At 69.7% G+C, this 25158-nt stretch carries 25 protein-coding genes; 9 read left to right on the forward strand and 16 right to left on the reverse strand.

Annotated features, from left to right (window positions below; all coding sequences use genetic code 11):
* Window position 1 precedes the first annotated feature (1 nt).
* On the reverse strand, window positions 2-1063 hold the full coding sequence (locus IEZ09_RS32850; protein WP_189257697.1) for a hypothetical protein: 1062 nt from the start codon (window positions 1061-1063) through the stop codon (window positions 2-4).
* Window positions 1064-1332: 269 nt separating this feature from the next.
* Here IEZ09_RS32850 and IEZ09_RS32855 point away from each other — a divergent pair, with 269 nt between their 5' ends.
* Window positions 1333-3324, forward strand: a complete 1992-nt coding sequence (locus tag IEZ09_RS32855; RefSeq protein ID WP_189257698.1) for an RICIN domain-containing protein — start codon at window positions 1333-1335, stop codon at window positions 3322-3324.
* 182 nt (window positions 3325-3506) lie between these two features.
* Window positions 3507-3923 carry a DoxX family protein gene (locus IEZ09_RS32860; RefSeq protein ID WP_189257699.1) on the forward strand — a complete coding sequence of 139 codons (417 nt, stop codon included), beginning with the start codon at window positions 3507-3509 and terminating at the stop codon, window positions 3921-3923.
* Here the strand turns inward: IEZ09_RS32860 and IEZ09_RS32865 are convergent.
* The 3 genes from IEZ09_RS32865 to IEZ09_RS32875 all read right to left on the reverse strand — a co-directional run bounded on the left by IEZ09_RS32865 (window position 3904) and on the right by IEZ09_RS32875 (window position 7432).
* The gene (locus IEZ09_RS32865) at window positions 3904-4590 is read right to left on the reverse strand and encodes a TIGR03089 family protein (RefSeq protein WP_189257700.1); all 687 of its coding nucleotides are present in this window, start codon (window positions 4588-4590) and stop codon (window positions 3904-3906) included. The genes IEZ09_RS32860 and IEZ09_RS32865 overlap by 20 nt on opposite strands.
* 9 nt (window positions 4591-4599) lie before the next feature.
* Entirely contained in the window at window positions 4600-5799 is a 1200-nt protein-coding gene (locus IEZ09_RS32870; RefSeq protein ID WP_189257701.1) for an LCP family protein, read from the reverse strand.
* 67 nt (window positions 5800-5866) lie between these two features.
* Window positions 5867-7432, reverse strand: a complete 1566-nt coding sequence (locus IEZ09_RS32875; RefSeq protein ID WP_229813162.1) for an LCP family protein — start codon at window positions 7430-7432, stop codon at window positions 5867-5869.
* A gap of 109 nt (window positions 7433-7541) precedes the next feature.
* Here IEZ09_RS32875 and rfbB point away from each other — a divergent pair, with 109 nt between their 5' ends.
* Both rfbB and rfbD read left to right on the forward strand, forming a co-directional pair.
* Window positions 7542-8528, forward strand: coding sequence for a dTDP-glucose 4,6-dehydratase (rfbB, locus tag IEZ09_RS32880; RefSeq protein ID WP_189257702.1), 987 nt, complete (start codon window positions 7542-7544; stop codon window positions 8526-8528).
* 3 nt (window positions 8529-8531) lie between these two features.
* The gene (rfbD, locus tag IEZ09_RS32885) at window positions 8532-9380 is read left to right on the forward strand and encodes a dTDP-4-dehydrorhamnose reductase (protein WP_189257703.1); all 849 of its coding nucleotides are present in this window, start codon (window positions 8532-8534) and stop codon (window positions 9378-9380) included.
* Window positions 9381-9603: 223 nt separating this feature from the next.
* On the opposite strand, the gene IEZ09_RS32890 is transcribed toward rfbD, so the two are convergent.
* The 7 genes from IEZ09_RS32890 to IEZ09_RS32920 all read right to left on the reverse strand — a co-directional run bounded on the left by IEZ09_RS32890 (window position 9604) and on the right by IEZ09_RS32920 (window position 17355).
* Entirely contained in the window at window positions 9604-10101 is a 498-nt protein-coding gene (locus tag IEZ09_RS32890; protein ID WP_189257704.1) for a DUF6000 family protein, read from the reverse strand.
* 1 nt (window position 10102) lies between these two features.
* Window positions 10103-11200, reverse strand: a complete 1098-nt coding sequence (locus IEZ09_RS32895; protein WP_189257705.1) for a glycosyltransferase family 4 protein — start codon at window positions 11198-11200, stop codon at window positions 10103-10105.
* Complete coding sequence (locus IEZ09_RS32900; RefSeq protein ID WP_229813163.1) at window positions 11193-13685, reverse strand: glycosyltransferase; 2493 nt, start codon at window positions 13683-13685, stop codon at window positions 11193-11195. Before IEZ09_RS32900 ends, IEZ09_RS32895 begins: the two co-directional genes overlap by 8 nt.
* Window positions 13686-13688: 3 nt before the next feature.
* A complete protein-coding gene (locus IEZ09_RS32905) occupies window positions 13689-14240 on the reverse strand; it encodes a hypothetical protein (RefSeq protein WP_189257706.1) in 552 nt (183 codons plus the stop codon).
* Window positions 14241-14301: 61 nt separating this feature from the next.
* Window positions 14302-15150, reverse strand: a complete 849-nt coding sequence (locus IEZ09_RS32910; protein WP_189257707.1) for a glycosyltransferase family 2 protein — start codon at window positions 15148-15150, stop codon at window positions 14302-14304.
* Window positions 15151-15175: 25 nt separating this feature from the next.
* Window positions 15176-16303: a glycosyltransferase family 4 protein gene (locus IEZ09_RS32915; protein WP_189257737.1), complete on the reverse strand. Its 1128-nt coding sequence runs from the start codon at window positions 16301-16303 to the stop codon at window positions 15176-15178.
* An 80-nt stretch (window positions 16304-16383) separates the two neighbouring features.
* A complete protein-coding gene (locus tag IEZ09_RS32920; RefSeq protein WP_189257708.1) occupies window positions 16384-17355 on the reverse strand; it encodes a glycosyltransferase family 4 protein in 972 nt (323 codons plus the stop codon).
* Between the two features lie 20 nt (window positions 17356-17375).
* Here IEZ09_RS32920 and IEZ09_RS32925 point away from each other — a divergent pair, with 20 nt between their 5' ends.
* A complete protein-coding gene (locus IEZ09_RS32925) occupies window positions 17376-18284 on the forward strand; it encodes a glycosyltransferase family 2 protein (protein WP_229813164.1) in 909 nt (302 codons plus the stop codon).
* A gap of 2 nt (window positions 18285-18286) precedes the next feature.
* Here the strand turns inward: IEZ09_RS32925 and IEZ09_RS32930 are convergent, their stop codons facing one another.
* Window positions 18287-18694 carry a hypothetical protein gene (locus IEZ09_RS32930; protein ID WP_189257709.1) on the reverse strand — a complete coding sequence of 136 codons (408 nt, stop codon included), beginning with the start codon at window positions 18692-18694 and terminating at the stop codon, window positions 18287-18289.
* Window positions 18695-18795: 101 nt separating this feature from the next.
* On the opposite strand from IEZ09_RS32930, the gene manB reads away from it, so the two are divergent.
* The 3 genes from manB to IEZ09_RS32945 are packed head-to-tail and all read left to right on the forward strand — an operon-like array spanning window position 18796 to window position 20934.
* Entirely contained in the window at window positions 18796-19863 is a 1068-nt protein-coding gene (gene manB / locus IEZ09_RS32935) for a mannose-1-phosphate guanylyltransferase (RefSeq protein WP_229813165.1), read from the forward strand.
* A complete protein-coding gene (locus IEZ09_RS32940) occupies window positions 19856-20734 on the forward strand; it encodes a DNA-3-methyladenine glycosylase family protein (protein ID WP_189257711.1) in 879 nt (292 codons plus the stop codon). Before manB ends, IEZ09_RS32940 begins: the two co-directional genes overlap by 8 nt.
* A gap of 11 nt (window positions 20735-20745) precedes the next feature.
* The gene (locus IEZ09_RS32945; RefSeq protein ID WP_189257712.1) at window positions 20746-20934 is read left to right on the forward strand and encodes a hypothetical protein; all 189 of its coding nucleotides are present in this window, start codon (window positions 20746-20748) and stop codon (window positions 20932-20934) included.
* A 72-nt stretch (window positions 20935-21006) separates the two neighbouring features.
* On the opposite strand, the gene IEZ09_RS32950 is transcribed toward IEZ09_RS32945, so the two are convergent.
* Genes IEZ09_RS32950 through IEZ09_RS32965 form a run of 4 tightly spaced genes read right to left on the reverse strand, consistent with a single transcriptional unit; the run spans window position 21007 to window position 24588 of the window.
* Window positions 21007-21534 (reverse strand): NUDIX hydrolase, encoded by a 528-nt coding sequence (locus tag IEZ09_RS32950; protein ID WP_189257713.1) that lies wholly within the window; start codon window positions 21532-21534, stop codon window positions 21007-21009.
* Window positions 21531-22853 carry a coenzyme F420-0:L-glutamate ligase gene (locus tag IEZ09_RS32955; protein WP_229813166.1) on the reverse strand — a complete coding sequence of 441 codons (1323 nt, stop codon included), beginning with the start codon at window positions 22851-22853 and terminating at the stop codon, window positions 21531-21533. The genes IEZ09_RS32950 and IEZ09_RS32955 overlap by 4 nt, the downstream gene beginning before the upstream one ends.
* Entirely contained in the window at window positions 22846-23799 is a 954-nt protein-coding gene (gene cofD, locus IEZ09_RS32960; RefSeq protein WP_189257715.1) for a 2-phospho-L-lactate transferase, read from the reverse strand. The genes IEZ09_RS32955 and cofD overlap by 8 nt, the downstream gene beginning before the upstream one ends.
* A 33-nt stretch (window positions 23800-23832) precedes the next feature.
* Entirely contained in the window at window positions 23833-24588 is a 756-nt protein-coding gene (locus tag IEZ09_RS32965; protein WP_189257716.1) for a site-2 protease family protein, read from the reverse strand.
* Between the two features lie 245 nt (window positions 24589-24833).
* On the opposite strand from IEZ09_RS32965, the gene IEZ09_RS32970 reads away from it, so the two are divergent.
* Complete coding sequence (locus tag IEZ09_RS32970) at window positions 24834-25130, forward strand: WhiB family transcriptional regulator (protein ID WP_045315329.1); 297 nt, start codon at window positions 24834-24836, stop codon at window positions 25128-25130.
* Window positions 25131-25158: the final 28 nt, after the last annotated feature.

Below are 25158 nucleotides of genomic sequence, written 5' to 3' on the forward strand. Positions count from 1 at the left end.
GTTAGCTGTCCCCCTGGTCACGGTCGATCGCCGCGAGAGCGTTCAAACGTGCTTGTGCGGCGATGCTTCGCCACGAGTTCGCCTGCTGCAGAGCCCACTCGGCCTCGTCCGCCCAGGACGTGTTGCCCTGGTCGGCCCGTGCGAGCACAGCTGCCCAGTCCTGTTCCGTCTGCGCCGCGCGGGCGTGCGCGGCGACCGACGCCCAGTTGGCCGCCTGCCTGTCCGCCTTGGCCTTCTCCGCTGCCCAGTCCACAGAGGACTGACCGGCCTGCCCCTCGATCTCGCGCCACGCCGCGATCGCGTCGGCCCGCGCCTTGCGGGCGAGCTCGCCGCTCGACTCGCGCTCCGCCTTCTCCGCGGCCAGCGCCGCCTCGGTCAGCGAACGGATCTTGCTGTGCCAGATCTCGTTCTGGTCGGAGGTGGTGCGGCGGAACGCCTCGTTGTCCAGGTCCGCACCGATTCCCCAGTAGTACTTGAAGAACAGCCCGATCGCGGCCTCGGTTCCCGTCGACAGAGCGCGGTTCGCCGCCGCACGGACCTGTGGGCCTGGATCGCTCGCGGCGAGCTCGGCCACGTAGTCGTGGTCCGCCTGCGCCATGCGCGCGAGCTTCTCCTCGTACCTGTTGCCGTTGACGCGATCCAGCTCCTGCGCGTTGGCATGTCCACTTTGGACGTACTCGGCCTGTGCGGCCGGTGTGGCCGCCAAAGCCACGGTGGACGTGGCCCGCACCGCGCTGCCCGGCAACGAGAAGTCGTTGACGCGCTTGATGTACTTGTAGTTGCGGTCGATTCGTTGTGCTGCCCGCGCCTTGGCGTTCGGATACCCGACGGCCAGGAAGTCGACGAGTGCGGCCTCACCCGCGTTGCTGCGCAACGCGTTCCAGGCCTCGGCTCTGACTTCCGGCATCGCGTCCCGCAACGCCAGTCTCATGACGAAGTCACGGCGGAACGAGGCCAGGGCGACCTGGTTCTCCGTGACGGTCGTCGTGTCGGCCAGGGCAGCGGGAACAGTGGTCGTGACGACCGTTCCCACCGTGAGCGCGGCCCCCAGGACCGCGCGCATGAGCGTATGACGCCCCATGAACTTCCCCCAGAACCCCAGTGAAACGATGGGCTGTAGCGCCCACGAGTTTCCTAACACGCATGTCAATGCAGGTCCGTTTGGCGCAAACGTGACCTGTGTTACACCAACCAAGGTTGGTTGCGGTGGATCAGACCGCATGCATACAGTGCGCGCTGGCACCACATTTCGGGGGTAACTGGGGCGGGTGCCGACTACTTGATGAATCTTGGGGGATTCACTTGTCCAGATCCACTCTGGCCGGCCGCGGCATGCGCAGAATCGCAGCGTTCGCGGTAGCGGCCACTTTGGCGAGCGGTGCTTTCACCGCGCCGGCGATGGCCGCGCCCACCACGAGCTCGGACGCCTCGGCTTCGGCGCAGGCCGCCGTGCAGGAGTCCACAACGGAGCAACGCGAGCGCGCTGCCCGTGAGCTCAACATCATCCTCACGCCCGAGATGGCGGTGATGACCGACAAGAACTTCGTCATCACGTTGTGGCAGAAGGCACGTGAGGGCACCAACATCAAGTCGGCGGCGCTCGCGGCGCTCACCAACACCGACGAGAGCGCCTGCTACCGGTTCATCACCGCGGGCATCTTCGACGCGAGCCTGCTCGACCAGATCGAGGTGGCCAAGAAGGCGGAGCGCGACCGCCAACGCCTTGCCGCGGCAGCGGAAATCGGGTGGACCGACGTCACGCAGGCGCAGCTCGACAGCTCGCTCGAGAACTTCGTCTTCCGGCTCTGGGAGCGCGCGGAGGAGGGCAGCGACGTCAAGAAGGGCGCCGCCGCCGTGCTGAAGACCGGCTCGACCGACGAACAGCGCCAGGAGTTCCTCGTCAACGGCATCTACGCCGCGTCGCGCGCCGACAAGCAGCGCAAGATCGAGGAAGCGGAACGCCTGGAGCGCGAACGTCTGGAGCGCGAGGCGAACCGGAAGGCCAAGGAGCAGGCCTGGGCCGCCGCGACCCAGTCGACGGCGACCGAGGACCTGAAGAACCTGCCCGACCGCGAGTTCATCTACGAGATCATCAAGCGCACCAAGGGCGCGCAGGTGAAGGCCAAGGCGCAGATCGCGTACGAGAGCCGCGATCCCGCCGTGTGGAAGGAGTTCATCTTCACCGGCGTGCACGCCGCGCACCAGGCCGACATCGACGAGCAGGACCGCCTGGACAAGCTCGAGGCCGAGCGGCAGATCCGCGCCATCCTGGAGAAGGCGGTCGCCGACGGCTACCAGCCGAACCTGGTCGCCGCCGCCCGCGCCGCACTGGCCGCGGGCACGAAGCTCGCCTACGACGCGTTCCTCAACACCGGCCAGCACGCGGCCGCGAAGCAGGACCTGATCAAGCCGGCCGACCACCGGGTGATCGAGCTGCAGGGCATCCAGTCCGGCCGCTGCCTGCAGGTCGCGGGCCTGTGGGACCAGCCCGGCCAGGGCGCGAACGCTCCCGGCGCGGGCACCGAGCTGTGGGACTGCCTGCGCGGCCCCAAGCAGGTGTGGGAGCTCGTGAAGAAGGTGGAGGGCCAGTACCAGCTGGTGAACCTCAGCTCCAAGCAGTGCCTGGACGTGAGTGGCACCAGCGTCATCCAGAACCCCTGCAACGACCACCCGAACCAGCGGTGGGAGTTCCTGGAGAACCCCAACGGCACCTTCCAGCTGCGCAACGTCGGCACCGGCAAGTTCGCGACCGCCGCGGACAACGGCACCGCCAACGCCACGCTGGTCGTGCAGTACACCAACACCAACGCCGTCAACCAGCAGTGGCGCATCATCGACCCGAGCCACGTCGAGTGGGCCCGGCAGATGACGCTCGGCACCATCCGGCTCAAGGGTCTGCAGTCCGGTCGCTGCCTGCAGGTCGCGGGTCTGTGGGACACCCCGAACCAGGGCGCTCTCGCCGACCTCGCTGGCACCGAGATCTGGGACTGCGTCGGCGGCAACAAGATGGTGTGGGAACTCGTCGACCTGGGCGGCAAGAAGTACGCGCTGAAGAACAAGATGTCCGGCAAGTGCCTCGACGTCCGGTACAGCGAGACGCACAACGGCAACCCGCTCATCCAGTACACGTGCCACTTCAACGGCGCACAGCAGTTCGTGTTCAGCTCCGGCCCGAACAACACGGTCGGCCTGGTGAGCGTGCTCACCGGCAAGTCGGCTGACGTGTACAACCAGCACACCGCCAACGGCTCGGGCGTCGTGCAGTGGGACGGCACCGGCCTGCCCAACCAGCACTGGACCGTGGAGCAGCTGACCACGGCCTGACCTGCGAGAACAGCACTGCGGAGGGCCTCTCGCCGACGTCGGCGAGAGGCCCTCCGTGCGTGGCCTCACCTGGACCTGTGGACTTGCTGTTGGGTTCCTGTCGTTTTCCTAAGGTCGTTCAAACCTGTACTAGTTTGGTTCGAAGCTGAACGACAGCAGTACGACAGGATCGGGGAGCAAGCATGGTCAAGGACGTCGCCGCACTCATCGGCCGCATCGGTGTGGGCATCGTGTTCGTCGCGCACGGCTGGCAGAAGTGGACCGAGTGGGGTCTCGCCGGCACGTCGGCGGCGTTCGAGAAGATGGGTGTGCCGCTGCCGTCGGTCTCGGCCGCGTTCGCCGCGACCGTCGAGCTCGCCGGTGGCCTCGCGCTGATCGTCGGCCTCGCACTGCCGATCGCCGGCGTGCTGCTCACGGTCAACATGCTCGGCGCGTTCCTGCTCGTCCACGCGTCCGGGCCGCTGATCGGTCAGGGCGGTTCGGAGCTCGTCGTCGTGCTGGCCGCGGCCGCGCTCGCGCTCGGCTTCAACGGTGGTGCCTACTCGCTGGACCGCGTGCTGTTCAAGAACAACAAGGTGCTCAACCCAGCTGCAGCGTAGTTTTCTCGCTCTCCCGGCGCGCGGCCAACCGGCCCGCGTCGGGATTGCTCACCTGCACCAGTGAGCCACCGGCCGCCAGCACGGCGAGGAAGCCCTCCAGCACACCGGAGGAGGGCACGTTCCACTCCAAAGTGGACAGCACGCGCGGTTCGGGGCCCAGCTCCGCGCCCAGCTCGCGCGCCCGCGCGACCACTTCATCCACAGTGGACTCGCCAAGGGCGGGCGTCGAACCGGGAACCGGCTCCCACGGCGTGAAGTCGTCACCGTGCCCGCGCACGTCGTCCAGGTAGTCGACGGGGGCGCCGGAGCCCAGGCCCCAGGTGTCCAGCGACGCCACGGCCACGACGTCCGCGTCCGCGGTCCCGCCCTTCGGCACCACGGCCACCTTCGCCTCGACCCCCGCGCCGACGACGTGGGCGCCGCACCACCACGCGCCGAGCAGCAGGCCCGCGGTCTGCCAGTGCGCGGGCAGCAGCACCGCCACCGGGTCGCCCGGCTCGACGTCGTGCTCGTCCCGCAGCCAGTTCGCCGTCTTGGCCGCCCAGTTCGCGATGGTCGCGCGGGACAGTTCGATGCGCGAACCCACTGCGTCGTCGTAGTGCGTGATCAGCGGACGGCCGGAGTCGGCCTTCAGCAACGGCGTGAAGAGGATCTCGGTCACGCTCACGCGGTACTCCTAGTCGACGCAGGGCACGTCCTGTTGGGCGGCAGCTGCCACGGCGGGGAAGCCGTCCAGCGAGAGCAGCTTCTCAGGGCCGAACCGCGACGGCGTAGCGGGGGTGCTGGAGGAGGAAGCCGGCGCCGGAGTGGACTTCTCGCCGATCAGCTGCGCCACCCACGCCTTCACCGCCTCGCGGTCCACCGTGACCACGCTCTGGCCGCGCTCGTTGCGCGCGTCGATGTTCGTCACCGGGATCGTGGCGAACTCCACGTTGCCCGACGCGAGCCCCTGCGCCTGTGTGGCGAGCGTCGCCAGGTCGAGCTTCTCGTCCACCACGACGGACTTCGAGACCGCGTCCAGCAGGCCCTTCATCCTGGCGGGATCGGTGAACGTGCCCGCGGACAGCAGCTGCTTCATCGCCTGCGACATGAACACCTGCTGCCGCGCGATGCGACCCAGGTCACCGCCCGGCATGTTCCGCTGCCGCACGAACGACAGCGCGTCGCCGCCGGAGATCACCTGCTCACCCGCGCGGAAGTTCGCGCCGGAGTTCGGGTCGGACGTGCCGGCCTTCAGGCACACCTTCACGCCGCCGATCACCTCGGTCAGCAGGTAGAACCCGTAGAGGTTGACCTCGGCGTAGTGGTCGACGCGCATCCCCGTGAGGTCCTGCACCGCCTGCACCAGCGCCTTGCGCCCGGCCTCGTCGGACTTGCGCTCGCGCTCCTGCTGGTCGCTCACGCCCTCGGCCTGCAGCCGTTCGGCGGTCAGGAACTTCACCGCGCCGTACGCGGAGTTGATCTTGTCTTCCCGGTAGCCGGCGATCGGCACGTACGTGTCGCGGGGGATGGAGATCGCGCTCACCTTGCCGCCGTTGCGCGGCACCCGCATCACGATGATCGTGTCGGTGTTCACCGTGTCCGTGCCCTCGGTGCGCAGCTGGCGCAGCACGTCCGCGGGAAGCGGCCTGCCCTGTGCGTCCGTCCGGCTGTCGCTGCCCACCAGCAGGATGTCGACCGCGCCGTCCTCGACGGGTGGCGAGTTCGGGATGTCCTCCAGCACCTCGAGGATCTGCGTGGTGTTGGTGTTCTGCTTCACCAGCTTCAGCGCGGCCCAGAAGTAGCCCGAGAAGGCCAGCGTCGTCACGGCGACCAGCGCGACGGCCGTCCGGCCGACGACCAGTGCGGTCTTCTTCGCGCGTGTGGCAGCGCTCAACGTTGGTCCTCCGTGTGCTGGATTTGCGTGCTCAGCGTAACTATCGGAAAGCCGTTACGCCGGGGTTTCAGTTCACGCAGACCAGTCCGCCGGCCGTGATCGGCGGAGCACTGCTGGACGGGGCGGTCGACGACGTGCCAGGCACGCCCTGCGGGTCGACGTCCTCGTCGCCTGCCGCAGCGGAGTAGTCCGAGCCGACGAAGACCTGCACCTGTCCTTTTCGGACGGACGCGCTCTCCTCGACCGTCACGTTCGGCCCGACCTCGGCCGCGACCTTGCGCGCGGCCCCTTCCTCGCCGGCCGCGTACCGCACGACCGTCGTGTCGCTGTTCTGCGGCGCCGAGTCGACGAACCCGCGCTTGAAACCCTTGGCCACCAACGCGTTCTGCACCTGGCTCGCGAGACCCTGCACGCCCGCCGCGTTGTAGACGTTGACGGTGATCGACGAGTTCGGCGGCGCCGGCAGCGTCGTGGTGGGCGTCGGCACCGACGAGCTGGACGGCGACTTGTCCGCAGCGAGACTCGTGAGGAACTTCCGCACCTGGGCCGGGTTCACCGGCAGCACGTTGCCGTCGCCGTAGGTGTCCGTCGGGTCGCCCACCGGGATGGTGCGGAACTCGATGTTGCCGCCCACCAGGCCCTGCATCTGCTCGGCGAACGTCGTGATGTCCCAGCCGTCGCTCAGGATCACGGACTTCTGCACGGCCTCGACGAGCCCGTTCAGCTTGCTCGGGTCGGTCAGCGTGCCGGTCGACAGCACCTTCTTCGCCAGCGCCCCGATGAACACCTGCTGCCGCACGATCCGATCGAGGTCACCGCCGGGCAGGCCCTTGCGCTGCCGCACGAACGACAGCGCCCGCGCACCCTCGATCGTCTGCGGGCCCGCCTTGAAGTTCGCGCCGGAGTCGCTGTCCTGCGTGTCCTCCTTCACGCACACCTCGACGCCGCCGATGGCCTTGGTGACCTCGTAGAAGCTCGCCAGGTTGACCTCGGCGTACCGGTCGATCCGCACGGCGCCGCCGGCCATGTTCTCGATCGTCTTGATCAGCGTCTTGCGCCCGGCCGCCATCGACTCGGTGCGGATCTTCTGCTCGTCGGTCTCGCCCTTGGCGCGCATCTCCTGGTCGACGGTGTTGCGCTTGCGGGCGAACGCGGAGTTGAGCTTGTGCTTGCCGAAGCCCTCGGCGATCTCGACGTAGGAGTCGCGCGGGAACGAGATCGCGACCGCGCGCGTGCCGTCCACCGGAATGTGCACGAGGATCATCGTGTCGGTGTTCTGCTCGCCGTCGGCGTACCCGCCGTTGAGCAGTGCCAGCGCTTCCTTCGACAGCGGGTTGCCCTGCGCGTCGGTGCGGCTGTCCATGCCGACCAGGAGGATGTCGACGGCGCCGTCGAGCGGCTTGCGCCCGGCGTCCTTCGCGATCTCGTCCTCGATGACCTTGGTCTTGACGATGCCGCCCTCTGCGGCGCGCAACTTGCCCCAGCCGTACGACGTGACGAGGAGCACAGCGGCGGAGACGAGCGCGACGAAGATCTTTCCGGCCACGAGGAACGCGTGCAAAGCCGTGGGCGGCCGGGTCCCCTCCACCCTGACCGGCAGACTTTCGCCTTCCACAGCCGTTTCCTCCCCCACCACGTCGAGTTTAGTCGTTTATAAGACACACGACGTGACATTGCTGTGGGTTGCAGCGATTAGGTACGTGACAGACTGCGAGCGGGGAACACCACAGGAGGAAATGAGCATGCGCGTACTGGTGACAGGTGGGGCCGGCTTCATCGGCTCGCACTACGTGCGGGAGTTGGTGAGCGGCTCGTACCCGGCCTTCGCGGGTGCCGAGGTGGTGGTGCTCGACAAGCTCACCTACGCGGGCAGCGAGACCAACCTCGCACCGGTCGCCGGCAAGTTCGAGTTCGTGCGGGGCGACATCTGCGACCCCGCCGTCGTGGCCGAGCAGATGCGCGGCGTCGACGTGGTCGTGCACTTCGCCGCCGAGTCGCACGTCGACCGCTCCATCACGGGATCCGCCGACTTCGTGCTGACCAACGTGCTGGGCACGCAGACCCTGCTGCAGGGCGCGCTGAACGCGGGCGTCGGCCGGTTCGTGCACGTCTCGACGGACGAGGTCTACGGCTCCATCGAGCACGGCTCGTGGTCGGAGACGCACATCCTCGAGCCCAACTCGCCGTACTCGGCCTCCAAGGCCTCCTCCGACCTGCTCGCGCGCGCGTTCCACCGCACGCACGGACTGCCGGTGTGCATCACCCGGTGTTCGAACAATTACGGGCCGTACCAGTTCCCCGAAAAGGTGATTCCGCTCTTCGTCACCAATTTGATCGACGGCAAGAAGGTGCCTCTTTACGGCGACGGCCTGAACGTGCGCGACTGGCTGCACGTCGACGACCACTGCCGCGGCATCCAGCTCGTCGCCGAGGGCGGCCGGCCGGGTGAGATCTACAACATCGGCGGCGGCACCGAGCTCACCAACCGCGAGCTGACCGAGAAGCTGCTGGCCGCGACGGGCCGCGACTGGTCGTTCGTCGAGCCGGTGACCGATCGCAAGGGCCACGACCGCCGCTACTCCGTCGACATCTCCAAGATCTCGTCCGAGCTGGGCTACCAGCCGCGCGTCGACTTCACCGTCGGCCTGGCCGACACGGTCGAGTGGTACCGCGAGAACCGGGCCTGGTGGGAGCCGCTCAAGGAGCGCGCGGCGCTGGTGAAGGGCTGAGCGTTGATCCTCGTTCCCGGTGGTCGCGGCCAGCTCGGCCACGACCTCGCAGCCCTGTCGCCCGACGTCCGCGCGGTGTCGTCCGCCGAGCTCGACGTGACCGCGGTGTCCCCCGCCGATCTCGCCGGCGCGTCCGCGGTGATCAACTGCGCCGCGTACACCGCGGTCGACGCCGCCGAGACCGACGAGGACCGCGCGTTCGCGGTCAACGCCGTCGGCGCGGGCCTGCTCGCCGAAGCGTGCGCTTCCGTTGGCATTCCGTTGATCCACGTGTCGACGGACTACGTGTTCTCCGGTGACGGGACGCGGCCGTACGAGCCGTCCGACCCCGTCGGCCCGAAGTCCGCGTACGGCCGCACGAAACTCGAAGGCGAACGCCGTGTGCTGGACGCGGGCGGCTGGGTCGTGCGCACCTCGTGGGTCTACGGCGTGCACGGCACGAACTTCGTGAAGACCATGGCAGCACTGGAATCGTCGCGGCCCACGCTGTCCGTTGTGGACGATCAGGTGGGTTCGCCGACGTGGTCCCACGACCTCGCGGCCGGCCTTCTCGAACTGGTCTCGGTCCTGCCGGAGCAACGCCTCCTGCACGCCACCGGCGGCGGCGAGACGACGTGGTTCCGTTTCGCACAGGCGATTTTCGAGGAACTGGGTGCCGACCCGGCCCGCGTGCGGCCCTGCACCACGGCCGACTTCCCGCGCCCGGCCCCGCGGCCCGCCTACTCGGTGCTGTCGGGTGCGGCGTGGGCAGCAGCGGGACTACGTCCGTTGCCGCACTGGCGAAGCGCCCTTTCGGAGGCATTCAAGGCAGGGGTGGTAGCTCCCCGTACCGGTGCTGCGCCATTGGAGTGACCGGTCTGGCACGGTCGTTCCAAGTGCGAGAACCTGTTCGGCATGTTCGATTCCGGGCGCAACCCCCAGCGTCCCGCGACAGCGGATTCCGATCGGCAGCGTTTCCTGAGGTGCGTTGCGATTGTCACGGGCTCGCGGCAGGTGTCGATGAGCCAGCTCGACAAGCACTCATCGAGGCCGCACTCTCGGTGAAGTCGTTGGGGCGTCAGGATTTCCTGACGCCTCACGCGTTGCACAGCCTCTTGATCGTCTCGCGTTCGTCGGTGAGACCGCGGTAGCCGATGCCGTGGCAGCCGTTGGTGATCCAGTTGGTCCAGGCGTCGGTGAACGTCGCCGCTCGGACGGGGTCGATGTGCAGCAACGCGCCCATCGCCCACGGCTGGTCGTACTGGCGGTCGAGTTCCGGCAGCCACCTGTCGAGGTAGGTGGCGAGCCACTCGGCGTCGTCGGGTTCGCCGAACGCGGCCAGCGCGAAGCAGTAGCCCTGGCCCGCGTAGCAGGTGGCGCTGTCCACGAGGAGCACGCCGATCCGGTCGCGGAACGCCTTCCTCCGCGCGAACCCGGCGAGGTACGCGCCGATCAGCTTCTCCCGCCAGGTCGCACGCAGCAACGACTCGATCTCGTCGTCGGTCGAGGTGTGCGCCCGCTCGACGATCCCGGCCACGAACGTGTCGCGGTCAGGATCGTTCAGGAAGTTGGCGTGCAGCAGCTTCAGGTGCACGTCACGCCCGGCTCTTCCGGTACGCCTCGACGGTCATCTCCGCGCACCGCCGCCAGGTGAACCCGGCCGCGTACGCACGCCGCTCCGCCTGGGCGGCAGGAGTGGCCGGTGCCGCGACGGCCTGAGCCAACCCCTCCGCCAACGCCTCGACGTCCCCGACCGGCACGTGCAACGCGTGCCCACCGGCGACCTCGCGCAGCGCGGGCACGTCCGAGCACACCACGGGAACGTTGCACGCCAACGCTTCCAGCACCGGCAGCCCGAACCCCTCGTCCCGCGACGGCAGCACCAGAGCGGTCGCCCCCGCCACCACCGACCGCAGGTGGACGTCCGACAGGTACCCGGTCCGCAGCACCCGACCGTCCACTCCGGACTGACCAGGCCCGACGATCACGAGCGGCGGCAGCGACGGATCCGCCGCGTGCGCTTTGATCAGGTACTCGAGGCCCTTGCGCGGCCCGTCCGCGCCGACGAACAGCAGGTACTCCGACGGCAGCCCCAGCCGGCCGCGCAACGTCGGCGACGGCGGCCGGGACGCGAACCAGGCCGGGTCGACGCCCAGCGGCGTGACCACGATCTTCTCCAGCGGCACCGAGAACCGGTCGGCCACGACGGAGGCGACGGCCGCGGTCGGTGTGCAGATCACGTCCGCGCGCTGGGCCGACAGCCGGACCAGCTCGGGCAACCGGCGGTCGGACGGCGGCAGGTCGCCGGGGGAGTCCAGGAAGGCCAGGTCGTGGATCGTCACCACGCGCCCGGCCCGGATGGTCGGCGGCAGCACGAAGTTCGTGCCGTGCATGACGTCGGAGAACCCCGCCAGCAGCTCGACCGGCGGGAACGGCGCGCCCAGCCACAGCCGGCGCAGCGCCCGTGCCGAGACGGGCAGGCCGCGGGCGGTGACGTCGTGCGGCAGCACCGTCCGCAACGCGCGCCAGCCGCGCAACGTGAAGGCGACCGCCCGCACGTCGGCCTCCTCCGGCATGGAAGCCAGTTCTTCCGCCAGTGCCGCGGTGTAGCGGCCGATTCCGGTGCGATGTCCGAGCAGGGGCGTGCCGTCGAGCAGCACGGACAGTGTCTTCTTCTTCGGGGCTCTAGCCATGACGTCCACCACGCGCGATCTTGCGCAGACGCCCCGTCGCCCGCTTGGCCAACTCGGTCGGGCCACCCGCGTCCAGGTACTCGCGCACCAGCTGCAGGTCCCGCTTCACCTTGTCCGCCTTGCTCAACCCCGGTGTGCGCACCAGTGGTGCGGAGCCAGGCAGACGGTCCGCCGCGGGCCTGGGGTCGCGGCAGAACTCCGCCAGCGGCGCGAGCGCCGTCTCCCAGGTGAACCGTTCGCGGACGACGGCGATGCGCTCACGGCACGCGGCCGCGAACTCCTCGTCGTAGAGCACCTTCTCCAGCGCGTCGGCCAGTGCCTCCGGGTCCTCCGGTGGCACGACGACGCCCAAACCTTCCCGCAGCACCAGGTCCGCGAACGAGTCGCCGGACGTGGTGACGATCGGCAGCCCCGCCCACAGGTAGTCGAGCACCCGCGTGCGGAACGCGAACGTGGTCTCCACGTGCTCGTAGTGCGTCGTGACGCCGCAGGACGCGTCGAGCAGGAAGTTCTGCCGATCCTGGTACGGCACCCAGCCGTCGTTGAAGAACACGGTCGAGCCGGTCAGCTCCAGCGACGCCGACAACGCGCGCGTCTGGCCGGCGATGTCCATGTCCGGCACCTCGGGGTTCGGGTGCTTCATGCCCAGGAAGAACAGCTTCGCGTCGGAACGCCGCGCGCGCAGCCGGTCCATCGCGTGGATCAACGACAGCGGGTCGAACCACGAGTAGACCCCACCGGCCCAGATCACGACCTTGTCGGTGTCCGAGATGCCCGGCATGACGCCCTTGATCGCCGGGCCGGTGCGCTGCGGCGGCTTGCCCGAGAGTCCGAAGGGGACGATCCCGAGCAACGACTGCGTCGTGGGGTCGTTGTCGTACAACGTCGGCGTGAGACGGCCCAGCGCGGCCAGGTGGCCGAGCCAGAAGTGGCGCTGCCGTTCCGACGCGCACAGGAAGAAGTCGCCGCGTTCGAGCTGCGTGTTCAGCACCCGCGTGACGGTCTCCAGGTCGAGGGCGCGCTTCTCGTCGGTGTCGTCCTTGCCCTGTTCCAGCAGTTCGAGGTGCATCGGGTCGTACATGTCGCAGACCACGATCTTGGTCGACGACTTCTTCTTCAGCTCGCCGATCATCTCCAGCGCGTGGCCCTGCAGCACGACCACGTCCGCCCACGCGACGTGCGGCGGCAGCTCCTTCGGCCGGGCGCGTTCGACGGCGAACGGCGCGTCCGGCGGCACGCACAACGGGTTCGTCGTCACCAGGCGCACCTGGTGCTCGCCGGACAGCACGTCGGCCATGTGCCAGGCGCGGATCGCGGGGCCCGCCATCCGGTCCGAGATCGCGTCGCCGGTGATCACCAGGATCCTGCGCGGCTTGCCGAAGACCTCGTCCAGGCCCAGCACGTCGACGAGGATGTCGTGCGCCGCGAGGTAACGCGGCAGGGGATAGGCCGGTTCCAGCGCCTTGCGCATCAACGGCACCAGGTCGGTGTCGGACCTGCGGCGCGCGGCCTGCTCGATCTTGCGCGACTCGGCCAGCGACGGCATCAGCTCGACGAACTGGTCGATCGCGAGGAACCCGGCCAGCGCCTGGCGCGACACCCCGACCGGCTCGCGGTCGAGCGCGGGGTCCGCCGGCCTGCGGGTGATCTCCAGCTGCGTCGGGTCGATCTCCCCGCGCGCGGTGGCCCTGCGCACGCACAACGCCAGCGCGGCGGGCAGCACCTTGGCCAGCGTCTCGTCGGAGAAGTTCTTGTACAGCGACGCGAGCGCGTTGCGTTCCAGCAGGTACAGCTCGCGGCTGTGGTCGATCGAGGTCATCGACGCGTGGTGGCGGTGGAACGTGAGCGAGGCGGGCTCGTAACGGACCCGCCAGCCGCGCAGGTTGAGCCGCCAGCCGAGGTCGACGTCCTCGTAGAACATGAAGAACCGGTCGTCGAACCCGCCGAGCTCGCGGTAGACCTCCGCGCGCACGAACATCGCCGACCCGGTGCCGAACAGCACGTCCTGCGGGGCGTCGTACGCGCCGGTGTCGTCCTGCCCGGCGTGGCGCTTGTAGCCCATGCCGAACCAGGTCAGCCCGCCGTCCACGAAGTCGATCTTCTGGCCGTCCCAGTCGAGCACCTTGCTCGCGACCGCGCCGACCGCCGGCTCCGCGTGGAACACCCGAATCGCGGTCTTGATCCAGTCGCGGTCCGCGCGCGCGTCGTTGTTCAGGAACGCCAGCACGCTGCCGGTGGCGTGCTCGACGCCGAGGTTGCAGCCGCCCGCGAAGCCGAGGTTGTGCTCCGAGGTGATGATCTTCGCGCCGGGCAGTTCCGCCTTGAGCCGCGCGGTGTCGTGCGCCTCGTTGTCGACGACGATCACCTGCAGCAACTCGGCCGGGTAGTCCACCTCGGCCAGTCCGCGCACGCAGGTGATGGTGTCCTCCGCGCCGTGGTAGTTGACGACGACGACTGACACGACGGGCAGTGATGCGCGATCCACGTGCTAAGCCTGCCTCATCACTCTGCGCGCCCGCAGTGTGGTTGCACAGATCAGCATCAACAAGATCGCGATTGGTACTCCGAACACCCACTCGCCGGACCAGTCGTTGCGGTCGGCGAGCAACGGCCGCATCAACGGGTGCCGCAGCACGGTGGCCGGACCCGGTGCCATCTTCTTGTCCTGCTCGCCCAGCACGACGATGCGCAGCCGCGCGCCGTCGGGGCAGGTGATGTGGTGCGCGAAGGCCGGGTTGTCGGGCCGGGGGAGGTCCTCGACCGACGTGATCACGCACGTCTGGGGCGTCGCCAGCACGTCCATCAACGCGCGGTGACCGTCGCCGACGAGCACCGCCGTGCCGGGGATCACGACCATGAACGCGGGCAGCACCAGCCACGCGGGGCCGAGCTTGCCCACGCCCCACGCGAACGCGAGCGACAGCAGGCAGCACGGGACCAGCACCGCGAGCTCGTACTGCTCGGGCACGATCGCGCCCAGCACGGCCGCGGCGGCGATCGCGACCAGCCCGATCACGATGAGCGGTAGTGGTCGCCTCACGGCTGCCTCCTCATGCTGGGAGGACGCCCACGATCGGAACAGGTTCCCAGGAGCCGGCGGTTCAACCGCGTGTGAGGATCTTCACCCGCAGCGCCAGCCCTGCCTTCACCAGCAACCGGAACGGCGCCCACAGCGCGCCCTGGTGCCGGTCGGCGAGGTAGCGGTAGGCGCTGCGGTGGTGCTCGCGCAGCATCCGGTCCGACGACCGCGCGGTGGCGTGACCGCCGATGTGGGTGACCTCGGCGTCGGGCACGTAGACGCACTGCCAGCCGGCCTTGGTGACCCGCTCGCCGAGGTCCACGTCCTCGAAGTACATGAAGTAGCGCTCGTCGAAGCCCTTGACCGAGTCGAAGGCCTCGCGCCGCATCAGGAAGCAGCTGCCCGACAGCCACCCGGCGGTCCGCTCGACCGGCGTCTTCTCCTGCCGGTACGCCCGCGTCCACGGGTTCGACTTCCAGAACGACCCGAACACCGCGTGCCCGAGACCACGCCCGATCGAGGGGAGCAGCCGCGCCGACGGGTAGACCTCACCGTTCGGCTCGCGGATCAGCGGCCCGAACATGCCGCCCCGAGGCCACCGGGACGCGGCCTCGATCAACGTGTCCACGCTGCCCGGCGCGAACTCGATGTCCGGGTTGGCGATCAGCACCCAGCCGACGTCCTGCCCGAACGCGGCCACACCGATGTTCGCCGCCCGGCCGTAACCGAGGTTTCCGCCGGTCGGCAGGAACGTGACGTGCTCGCGTTCCGCCGCGACCTGCTCCGGCACGCCGTCGGTGGAACCGTTGTCGGCGAGGATCACCTGCACCGAGCGGGTGGTCGCCTTCGCGAGGGTGTCCACGAACGGTGCCAGCGTCTCGCCCGGCGAGTACGTGACCGTCACGACACCAAGTCCGTCGCCGTAGTTCACGCGCGACACAGTAGTGGCTCGCGATTCACCGGCGGCGGCGCACCAGCACCGCCCGCTCGTAGGCGAGCCGGTGGCGGTCGGCACTCACCGCCCAGGAGAAGTCCTTCGCGCGTTGCTGTCCGGAAGCTGCCAGGGCCGAGCGGCGGGCGGGATCGTCCAGCAGATCGGCGATCGCCGCCGCGATGTCCCCCGCTCCGACACCGCAGTAGGCGACCGCCTCGCCACCGACCTCGGGCAGCGACAGTCTTCGGGTCGTGAGCACGCACGCGCCGCACGCCATCGCTTCGAGCACCGGCAGGCCGAAGCCCTCGCCGAGCGACGGGTAGGCGACCAGCTGGGCACCGCCGAGAAAGCCCGCGAGCTGTTCGAACGGCAGGTAGCCCGCCCTGATCACGCGGATCCGGTGCGGCACCGAGTCGAGCGCCCGTTCGACCTGGCTGTCCCAGCCGGGCTGACCGGCGAGCACGAGCGCGGGCGGGTCGGTGCGGCCGACCATCGCCTGGGCGAACCCGCGGATCAGCGCCGGGACGTTCTTGCGCGGTTCCAACGCACCGAGGAACGCCACGTACGGCGTGTCCCCCAACGACAGCGTCCGCCGCACCGTGGTGATCTCGTCCGGCGACGGCGGGTGGAAGCGCTCGGTGTCGACGCCGTGCTGCGCGATGTGCAGGACGCGGCTGTCGGCTCCGGCGACGCGCACCAGTTCGTCGGACGTCGCCTGCGACGGCACCACGCACAGATCCGCGCGCTTCAACGAGGCGCGGGTCCATGCGCGGAAGAAGCGCGCCTTGACCGACGAGTGCAGCACCGGGTCGGTGAAGAACGTGGCGTCGTGCAGCGTCACGACCGAAGCGGCCTTGCTGGCCAACGGAAGCGTGTAGTGCGGTGAGTGCACGACGTCGACGCCGAGCGACCGCACCAGGCGCGGCAACGTCGTCTGCTCCCAGGCCAGCCGGGCTGTCCTGGTGGCGACGGCGTCAGCGGCCCGCACGACGCGGGCGTTCGGCGCGATCTTGGTGAAGAGCTCTTCGTCGCGCGGCTGACACACGACGGACAGCTTGGCGCCGTCGGCGTCCAGTGCCGCGACGAGCGAATCCACGTAACGGCCGACGCCACCCCGGTCTGCGGGGACCGCGGTGGCGTCGATCAGCACGCTGGGTTCGGCGGTCGGCACGATCAGCTAGCGTAATGTCAGTTGCGAATGCGTTTAGCGGGAATGCGCCAATCCGGTCGTTACAGGTGCGTGTCCCAGACACCTCGTGCGGTCTTTTCCCAGGTGAACTCACTCGCGCGGGTGATACCGGCCGCGACGGTGTGATGCGGATCCATCAGCACTTCCCGCAAACCTTCCGTCAAAGAGCCCAGATCCCCGCGCCGAACGGCGGTTCCGGCACCGCCGGCGACCTCGACGAGAGCGGGGTCGTCGGAGTGCACGACGGGCACGCCCGCGGCCATCGCCTCCAGCACCGGCAGCCCGAAACCCTCGGCCAGACTGGGTGCGGCGAGCACCGTCGCACCGGCCAGCACCGACGCCAGCCGTTCGTCGGAAACCTTGCCCAGCAACGTGACGTGCGGTGCGCGCAGATCAACACCGCCCCAGCCCTGCGGACCGATCACGACCAACGGCACGTCGAGCTGCTCGGTCGCCTTCACCAGCAGGTCGAAGCCCTTGCGCGGCTCGATCGTGCCGATGGCGAGCACGTAGCGTCCTGGAAGATCGCCTGGTTTCTCACCCACCAGCCTGGTGACCCCGTTGGGCACCACGTGCACCGGAACTTCGACGCGCACGTGGTCGCGCAGTTGGTCTGCGACGGCGTTTGTCGGCACGACCAGTGCTTTCGCCTCGGTGGCGGCTCTTGCGATGACCTTGCGGTGCCACGCGACACCGCGCGGCGTCAGCGTCTCCGGATGCGTCCACGGCACCACGTCGTGCACCGTCACCACGGCACCCGGCAGTGGGGCGAGCGGCGTGGGGGCGTGCACGTGCGGGCCGAGCTTCGGCGGCAGTCCTCGCTCCCACAACGCCACCAACGCCCGGCGGGGCAGCCTGATCACGCGGTCCGCGTTCGCCGTCGCCGCGGTGGTCACCCTCCAGCCGCCGGGCGCGGTCTCCCGCAGGGCCTTCAGCAGTTCGGCCGTGTAGCGGCCGGTGCCGCCGGGGACGGGGGCGTTGAGTTGCTCGGTCAGCACTACGAGCTCTGGCACGTCGCGTACCGTCTCACGCCGTGTCGGCACTCAGCACCGTGGTGGTCGTGACGTGGCGCGGACGTGACCACATCACGGCCTGCCTGGACGCTCTCGCAGCCCAGAAGAGTCCACACAGGACGATCGTCGTCGACAACGCGTCCGACGACGGCACAGCCGCGTTGATCAGCGGGCATGAGGTCGTGCGGCTGCCGCGCAACCGCGGTTACGCCGGCGGGCTGGCCGCCGTGCTCGGCATGATCGACACCCCGTACGTGGCGTGGCTCAACGACGACGCCGTGCCGGATCCGTCGTGGCTGAGCGAGCTGGAGAACGCGCTGGAGGCCGAACCGGACGCGGCCGCCGCCACCTCGTCGATCCTGCTGACGGACGGCTCGACGCAGTCCGTCGGTGTGGCGCTGACCGCGGCCGGCTACGGCAAGGACGTCGTGCTCGCCGGGCGCGAGGTGTTCGGGTTCTGCGGCGGCGCCGCCTTGCTGCGGACGTCCGTGCTGCGCGCGGTGGGCGGTGTGCCGGCCGACTTCTTCTGCTACTACGAGGACACCGACACGGCCTGGCGGTTGCGGCTGGCCGGGCACCGGGTGATCTCGGTCGGACCGGCGCGGGTGCGGCACCGGCACGGGGCGAGCACGCGGCCGGGTTCTCCGCTCTTCCACCGGTGGAACGAGCGCAACCGGTTGCTCATGCTGTTCCGGTGTGCGCCGATTCTGGTGGCGTTGCGCGAGTTCGCGCGGTTTCTGGTGATCACGGCGTTGCTGCCGGTGCGCAGGAGCGTGCCCGACGCGGCGAACTTCCGGATCGGGCTGCGGTTGCGGGTGATCGGCGAGGTGCTGCTCAGAACGCCGGTGACCCTCGTCCAGCGACTCGTGATCGGCGCGCGGTCGAAGATCACCCGCGGTGTGGTGTGGCGGGACTGGGCAGGGCGTTAGCCTCACATGTCTCCGCTGAGGCGCTGCGACAGCGAGCTCCGCGTCTGCTGGTGGTTCGAGACGGTCGGGATCACACCCGGCTGCACGACCTGAGTGATCTCCGCGTCGTCCGCGACCGGCTTCGGCTGCGCGGGCCTCGGCTGCTGCTGCGGCGGCATCTGCTGCATCGGCTGCTGGGCGGGCATCGGCTGGGGAGGCCGCTGCTGCCCGAGCTGCCCCATCTGCCCTGGCGGCAGGATCATCGTCGAGTCCGGGTCCAGCCGCGGGTCCACGGCGTTGACCAGCGTGCGAGGGATCTGGAGCGTGTCGGACGCGTCCATCGGGGACGTCATGTTGTCCGGCGTCACGATGTTCCGCCCACGTGCGCGGGCGCGGGCGAGCATGGCGTCGGCCCGGTCGCGGGGGTCCATGTCGGATTTAGCTCCTTGCCGGGACCAGATCCCGTATGACGATCTGCTTCGTGTCAGAGTATTCCGTCGAACGGCTCGCTGTAACGCGGAGGAGGAAAAAGGTGCACGGCGTCGAAGCTGTGGTGCTGGTCGGGGGCAAGGGCACCCGTCTTCGCCCGCTGACCCTGTCCGCTCCCAAGCCCATGCTGCCGACCGCGGGGGTGCCGTTTCTCACGCACCTGCTGTCGCGGATCAAGGAGGCCGGGATCACCCACGTGGTGCTCGGCACGTCCTACAAGGCCGAGGTGTTCGAGGAGTACTTCGGTGACGGTTCCAGGCTGGGGCTGGAGCTCGAGTACGTGGTCGAGGAGGTCCCGCTCGACACGGCGGGAGCCATCCGCAACGTCGCGGACAAGCTGCGCGAACCCGACGTGATGGTCTTCAACGGCGACATCCTGTCGGGCGTCGACCTGACGGGGATCGTCGACACGCACCGCAAGCACGAGGCGGACGTCACGCTGCACCTGGTGAAGGTCGCGGACCCGCGCGCGTTCGGCTGCGTGCCGACCGACGACGAGGGCCGCGTGCAGGCGTTCCTGGAGAAGACCGACAACCCGCCGACGGACCAGATCAACGCGGGTTGCTACGTCTTCCGCCGCGAGGTGATCGACGCCATCCCGGCTGGCCGTCCGGTCTCGGTGGAGCGCGAGACGTTCCCCGGTCTGCTGGAGGCGGGCAAGCGGCTGCAGGGCCACGTCGACGCCACGTACTGGCTCGACCTGGGCAAGCCGGAGGCGTTCACGCAGGGCTCCGCCGACCTGGTGCGCGGCATCGCGCCGTCGGCCGCCGTCGCCCAGCCCGGCGACTACCTGGTGCTGGAGGGCTCTTCCGTGCACGAGGGCGCGACGGTGAAGGGCGGCAGCACGGTCGGCGCGAACTGCACGGTCGCGGACGGCGCGGTGCTCGACGGCGCGATCCTGTTCGACGGCGCCGTCGTCGGCGAGAATGCCGTGGTGGAACGCTCGATCGTCGGCGCGGGCGCGCTGGTGCAGGCCGGTGCGGTGCTGCGCGACGCCGTGGTGGGCGACTCGGCCGTGATCGGGGCGCGGTGCGAGCTGATCGGCGGGGCGCGGGTCTGGCCGGGCGTGGTGCTGCCAGAGGCCGGCGTGCGCTTCTCCACGGATGCCTAGCAGAACCTGGACACCACCGTTCCCCCTGGACCTGGGCGCGGTGCTCGGACCGCTGCGCCGCGGACCCGGTGACCCGTCCTTCTCGACCGAGGGCGGCATCTGGTTCGCGGCGAACACGCCGTGCGGTCCGGGAACTCTGCACATCCGTCGTACGGACGCGATCGAAGCGGAAGCGTGGGGCGACGGCGGCCTGTGGCTGCTGGACGGCCTGCCCGCTCTGCTCGGCGCGGACGACCCGCTGGACGAGTTCGTCGCGCACCACCCGATCGTCGCCGAGGCCCGTCGTCAACGCCCCGGCCTGCGGCTCGGCGCGACGGGTCGCGTCTGGGACCTGCTGTTCGCCTCGATCCTGGAGCAGAAGGTCACCGGCAAGGAGGCGTTCCGGACGTGGCGCGAGCTGGGCCGCCGCTTCGGCGAGCCCGCACCCGGCCCGCTGCCTCTGAAGGTGCCGCCGACACCGCACCGGTTGCTGGCGTTGCAGGACTGGGAGTGGCACCAGTGCGGCCTCGACGGCGCCCGCCGCCGCACGCTGATCAACGCGGCCCAGGTCGCGCACCGGCTGGAGAAGGCCGCCGAGATGCGCAGCCGCGAGCTGCTGGAGAAGGTGCCCGGCATCGGCGTGTGGACGTCGGCCGAGGTGGCGCAACGGTCGTGGGGCGACCCGGACGCCGTGAGCGTCGGCGACTACCACGTGGCGAAGAACGTCGGCTGGGCGTTGACCGGCAAACCGGTGGACGACGACGGGATGATGGAGCTGCTGGAGCCGTACACACCGCAGCGCCACCGGGCCGTTCGCTACCTGGAGGCCGCGGGGATGCAGCGGCCGCGGCGGGCACCGAGGTTCTCGCCGCGCGACTACCGCAGGTTCTGAGGGGGGCTTGGTTGGCGAAGCGGCAGTACGTGGCGAGGGGCGTGCCGGGCGGCTACCGGATCTGGAACACCAGGTCGCGGCGCTGGTGGGGCGACCACTACGAGCTGTGCCCCGACGACCTCCTCGCCGAGCTGAACGGCGCCGCCGATCCCGCGCGGATCACCGCCCTGCTCAAGCGCTACCGCGCTCTCCGCCGCTAACCCGGCCCGGACGAAAACGATGAAGGGCTCCTTCATCCACCTGACGTGGATGAAGGAGCCCTTCATCGAGCGCTAGCGGAGGCGGGCCAGCGCCGACTCGATCAACGGGTGCAGGTCGTCCACGTTGGCGGGCAGCGAGTCGAGCGGCCACCACTGCAGGTCCACCGACTCGGCTGACCGCACCGGCCGCGCGCCGACCGGCGCCCGCACCAGGAACCGCACGTCGAAGTGCCGCGTCGGCTTGCCGAGCGAGCACGTGATCGGGTGCACGTCGAGGTGGATCGGCGTCGGCTCGATCCGCAGCCCGCGGATGCCGGACTCCTCGGTGGCCTCGCGCAACGCGGCCGCGGCCAGGGAGTCGTCCTCCGGCTCGCAGTGGCCGCCGAGCTGCAGCCACCGGCCCACGCGCGGGTGCAGCGTCAGCAGCGCGTGCTCCGCGGTGGCGTCCAGGACCAGCGCGGACGCGGTGAGGTGGCCGGGTTCGCAGGACCGCTGGCAGGCGTCCTCACGGGCAGCCAGGAAGCCCAGGTAGGCCTCCTTCAACGCGTCCTGGCCGGTGAACCGGCTCAGCGTGGCGACCGCGTCGGCGTGCAACGTCACAGCTCGATCAGCCCTTCCAGCGGCTCGCGGGGCGTCAGCGGCTCGGTCGGGTGCCCGACCGCCACCGCGCCCAGCGGTTCCCAGTCCTCCGGCACGCCCAGCACGGAGCGCACCACGTCGGCGCAGAAGATCGTCGACGACACCCAGCACGAGCCGAGCCCCTCGGCGGCCAGCGCCACCAGCAGGCCCTGCACCGCGGCACCGCCGGCGACCGTGAACATCGTCTTCTCGGCCTCGGACCGGCGCTTGTCCGGATACGCGTGAGCGCCGTCGCGCACGAGGAACGGCACGATGATCTCCGGCGCCTCCACCAGCAGGTCGCCCCTGCGCACCCGGCGTGCGACCTGCTCGTCGGTGAACCCGTCGCCGCGCAGGTCGGTTTCCCACTGCTCGCGCATCGCCCGCAGCAACTCGGCGCGCTTCTGCCGCACCAGCACGAACCGCAGCGGCTTCGTGTGGTGCGGCGCGGGCGCGGTCAACGCGGCACCCACGGCGCGTTTCACCGCGGCCGGATCCACCGGCTCCGGCGAGTAGAACCGCACGGACCGGCGCATCAGCACGGCCTCGGCCCTGCCCTGGGCCAGCGCCTCCTCGGTGCCGAGCCGGAACAGGTCCTCCTCGGTCGGCCTGACCAGGTCGCGGGCGGTCGAGCCGTCGTCCACCACGTCGAAGCCGCGCAGCACCGCCACCGGCACCGCGCCGAGCTTGCCCTTCACCAGGTCCGCGGCGGCCGCGATCTCGTCGGCGATCGCGACCATCGTCACGGCCAGCTCGTTGCCGTGCTGGTCCACCGAGCCCGCGTAGTTGTGCAGCACGCGGATGCCCGCAGCGCCGATCGCGGCGTCGGTCTGACCCACCCGCCACGCGCGGCCCATCGTGTCGGTGATCACCACCGCGACCTCGACGCCGAGCAGGGCCTTCAACGCACCGCGCAGTGCGGCCGCTGACCCGTCCGGGTCGACGGGCAGCAGCGCGATCTCGTCACCGGCCACGTTCGAGGCGTCGACCCCGGACGCGGCCTGCACGATGCCGAGCTTGTTCTCGGTGATCAGCGTCCGCATCTTGCGGGCGAGCACCCGCACCGACTCCGCGTCGACGTGCTCGCGCCGGATCCTGTCCCGCTCCTCCGGGTCGGCCGGCACCCGGATGAGCCGTCCCTCCACTTTGGACACGATCTTGGACGTGACGACGAGCACGTCACCGTCGCGCAGCCACGGCGCGGCGGCCGCGATCGCACCGGCGAGATCGTCGCCGGGGCGAAATTCCGGCAGGCCCGGCACCGGCAGCAGCTCCAGCGCCGCGGCGGCGTGATCAGTCAACGTCGACTCCGGCCAGTTCCAGCGCGTCCCGCGCCATCTGCGCTGTGGCGTCCACATCGGACATCAGCAGCGGAACGGCGCGGACCGCGACACCGGGCACGTCGGCGCGGTCGCCGGTGTGCACCAGCCACGCGTCGAGAATGCCGTCTTCCGAGCACTTGCGGGAGCCGTAGAGCCGTCCGACCGCCTCGGCGGAGGTCTCGACACCGATCGCGTCCAAACAAGCGTCCGCCATGCCCCGCAACGGTTTCCCGCCGATGATCGGCGACAGGCCCACGACCCCGGCCTCGGTCTTGCGCAGCGCGTCGCGCACACCGGGCACGTTCAGGATCGTGCCGACGCTCACGACGGGGTTGGACGGGGCCAGGACCACCGCGTCGGCCTCGGCGATCGCCTCCAGCACGCCGGGCCCCGCGGTGGCGGCCTCTGCGCCCACGAACGCGAACGACTGCGCGGGCACGCCGGCCCGGTGCTTCACCCACCACTCCTGGAAGTGGATCGCCTTCGGCTCGCCGTCCAGCTCGACCACGACGTGGGTCTCCACGCGGTCGTCGGACATCGGCAGCAGCCGCACGCCCGGCTTCCACCGGTCGCACAGCGCCTCCGTCACGGCCGACAGCGGGTATCCGGCGCGCAGCATCCTGGTGCGGACGAGGTGCGTGGCCATGTCCCGGTCGCCGAGCCCGAACCAGGTCGGCTCGGCACCGTAGGCGGCCAGCTCCTCCTTGACGGTCCACGACTCGTTCTCGCGGCCCCAGCCGCGCTCGGTGTCGATCCCGCCGCCCAGCGTGTACATGCAGGTGTCGAGGTCGGGGCAGATGCGCAGCCCGTGCATCCACACGTCATCGCCGGTGTTGACCACCGCGGTGACGTCGGCTCCCAACCGCTTGAGCCCTTGCAGGAACCTCGCGCCGCCGACCCCGCCGACCAGTGCTACGACCTTCACGCCGCGCCATGCTTCCACAGTGCGGTGCGCGGTCTACAGGTAGCGCCAGAACATGAACGCGACCACACCGGAGCCCGCCGAGCCCGGGTCGCCGCCGATCAGCTCGAAGACCGTCGAGGCCAGCGCGAAGAAGAGCCGGTTCACCTCGGCGAAGGCGATCAGCACGGCGAACAGGATCAGCGGCGCCCACGGCCGGGCCTTCGCGCCGAACTGCTGCGCCTGGTACGACATGAACGGCTCCAAAACACCCCAGCCGTCCAAACCGGGAATCGGCAGGATGTTCAGCACGAACGCGATCACCTGCAACAAAGCCAGGTACGAAATTGCGCCGGCGAGCGCGGCCGGCGGCGAAAACAGCGTGACGATTCCGGCGAGGATCACGCCGAGCACGAGGTTCGTGACCGGTCCCGCGAGTGAGACCAACGACTCGATCTTCTTCGAGCGCAGCGCGTGGTGGTTGATCCACACCGCGCCACCAGGAAGGGGAATGCCGCCGAACGCGAGCAGCACCAGCGGCAGCACGATGCTCAGCACCGGATCGGTGTAGCGGCGGATGTCGAGGGTCAGATAACCCTTGTCCCGCACGGAGAAGTCGCCGCCCTTGTAGGCGACGGCGGCGTGCCCGAACTCGTGCAGGCACAGCGTCACCGCCCAGCCGGCGAGTACGAAGAGGATGGTGCCCGCGATGATGGCGACATCGCCCTCGAGCAGGGTGAGGGCCCCTCCGGCGACGGTCGCCGCGAGCAGGCCGAGGAACAGTGGACTGGGTCGCACCGCTGATCGCTTCACCCCACCAGTGTGGCGTGTCGGCTGGCGTGGTGGGCCGTTCGGGGACCCGTTGCGACGCGTGGATCACTGTCTGTGCTGCCAGTCAAGGTTTTAGCGGCCAACTGCGCGAATATCCCCCGACGTGTGGACTCCACTTGACCCCCTGCTGTGACGCAGGTGTAATCACATCGGTGTCATTCGTCGTTGTGGGAGCGGCGTCTGGCGTCCGCCAACCGGGGAGAGCGGAAGGCGAGGAGGCGGACGAAATGCAGGAATTCGAAGAAGATCACGTCGCGCAGCCGGTTGTGCAGGGCGAACTGTCGTACCTGTTCGACCCCGCCGACGAGCAAGACTGGCAGGAGCGTGCGCTCTGCGCACAGACGGATCCCGAGGCGTTCTTCCCCGAAAAGGGTGGATCGACGAGGGAGGCGAAGCGCATCTGCCTGGGCTGCGAGGTCCGGTCGGAGTGCCTCGAGTACGCGCTCCAGCACGACGAACGCTTCGGCATCTGGGGCGGTCTCTCGGAGAGAGAACGCCGCAAGCTGAAGAAGCGAGCCGTCTAGCCGGAGCACTGAAGTGTGATCTTTGTGC

Origin of the sequence: Lentzea flava (assembly GCF_014648475.1) — a bacterium.
GTDB classification, from domain to species: Bacteria; Actinomycetota; Actinomycetes; order Mycobacteriales; family Pseudonocardiaceae; genus Lentzea; species Lentzea flava.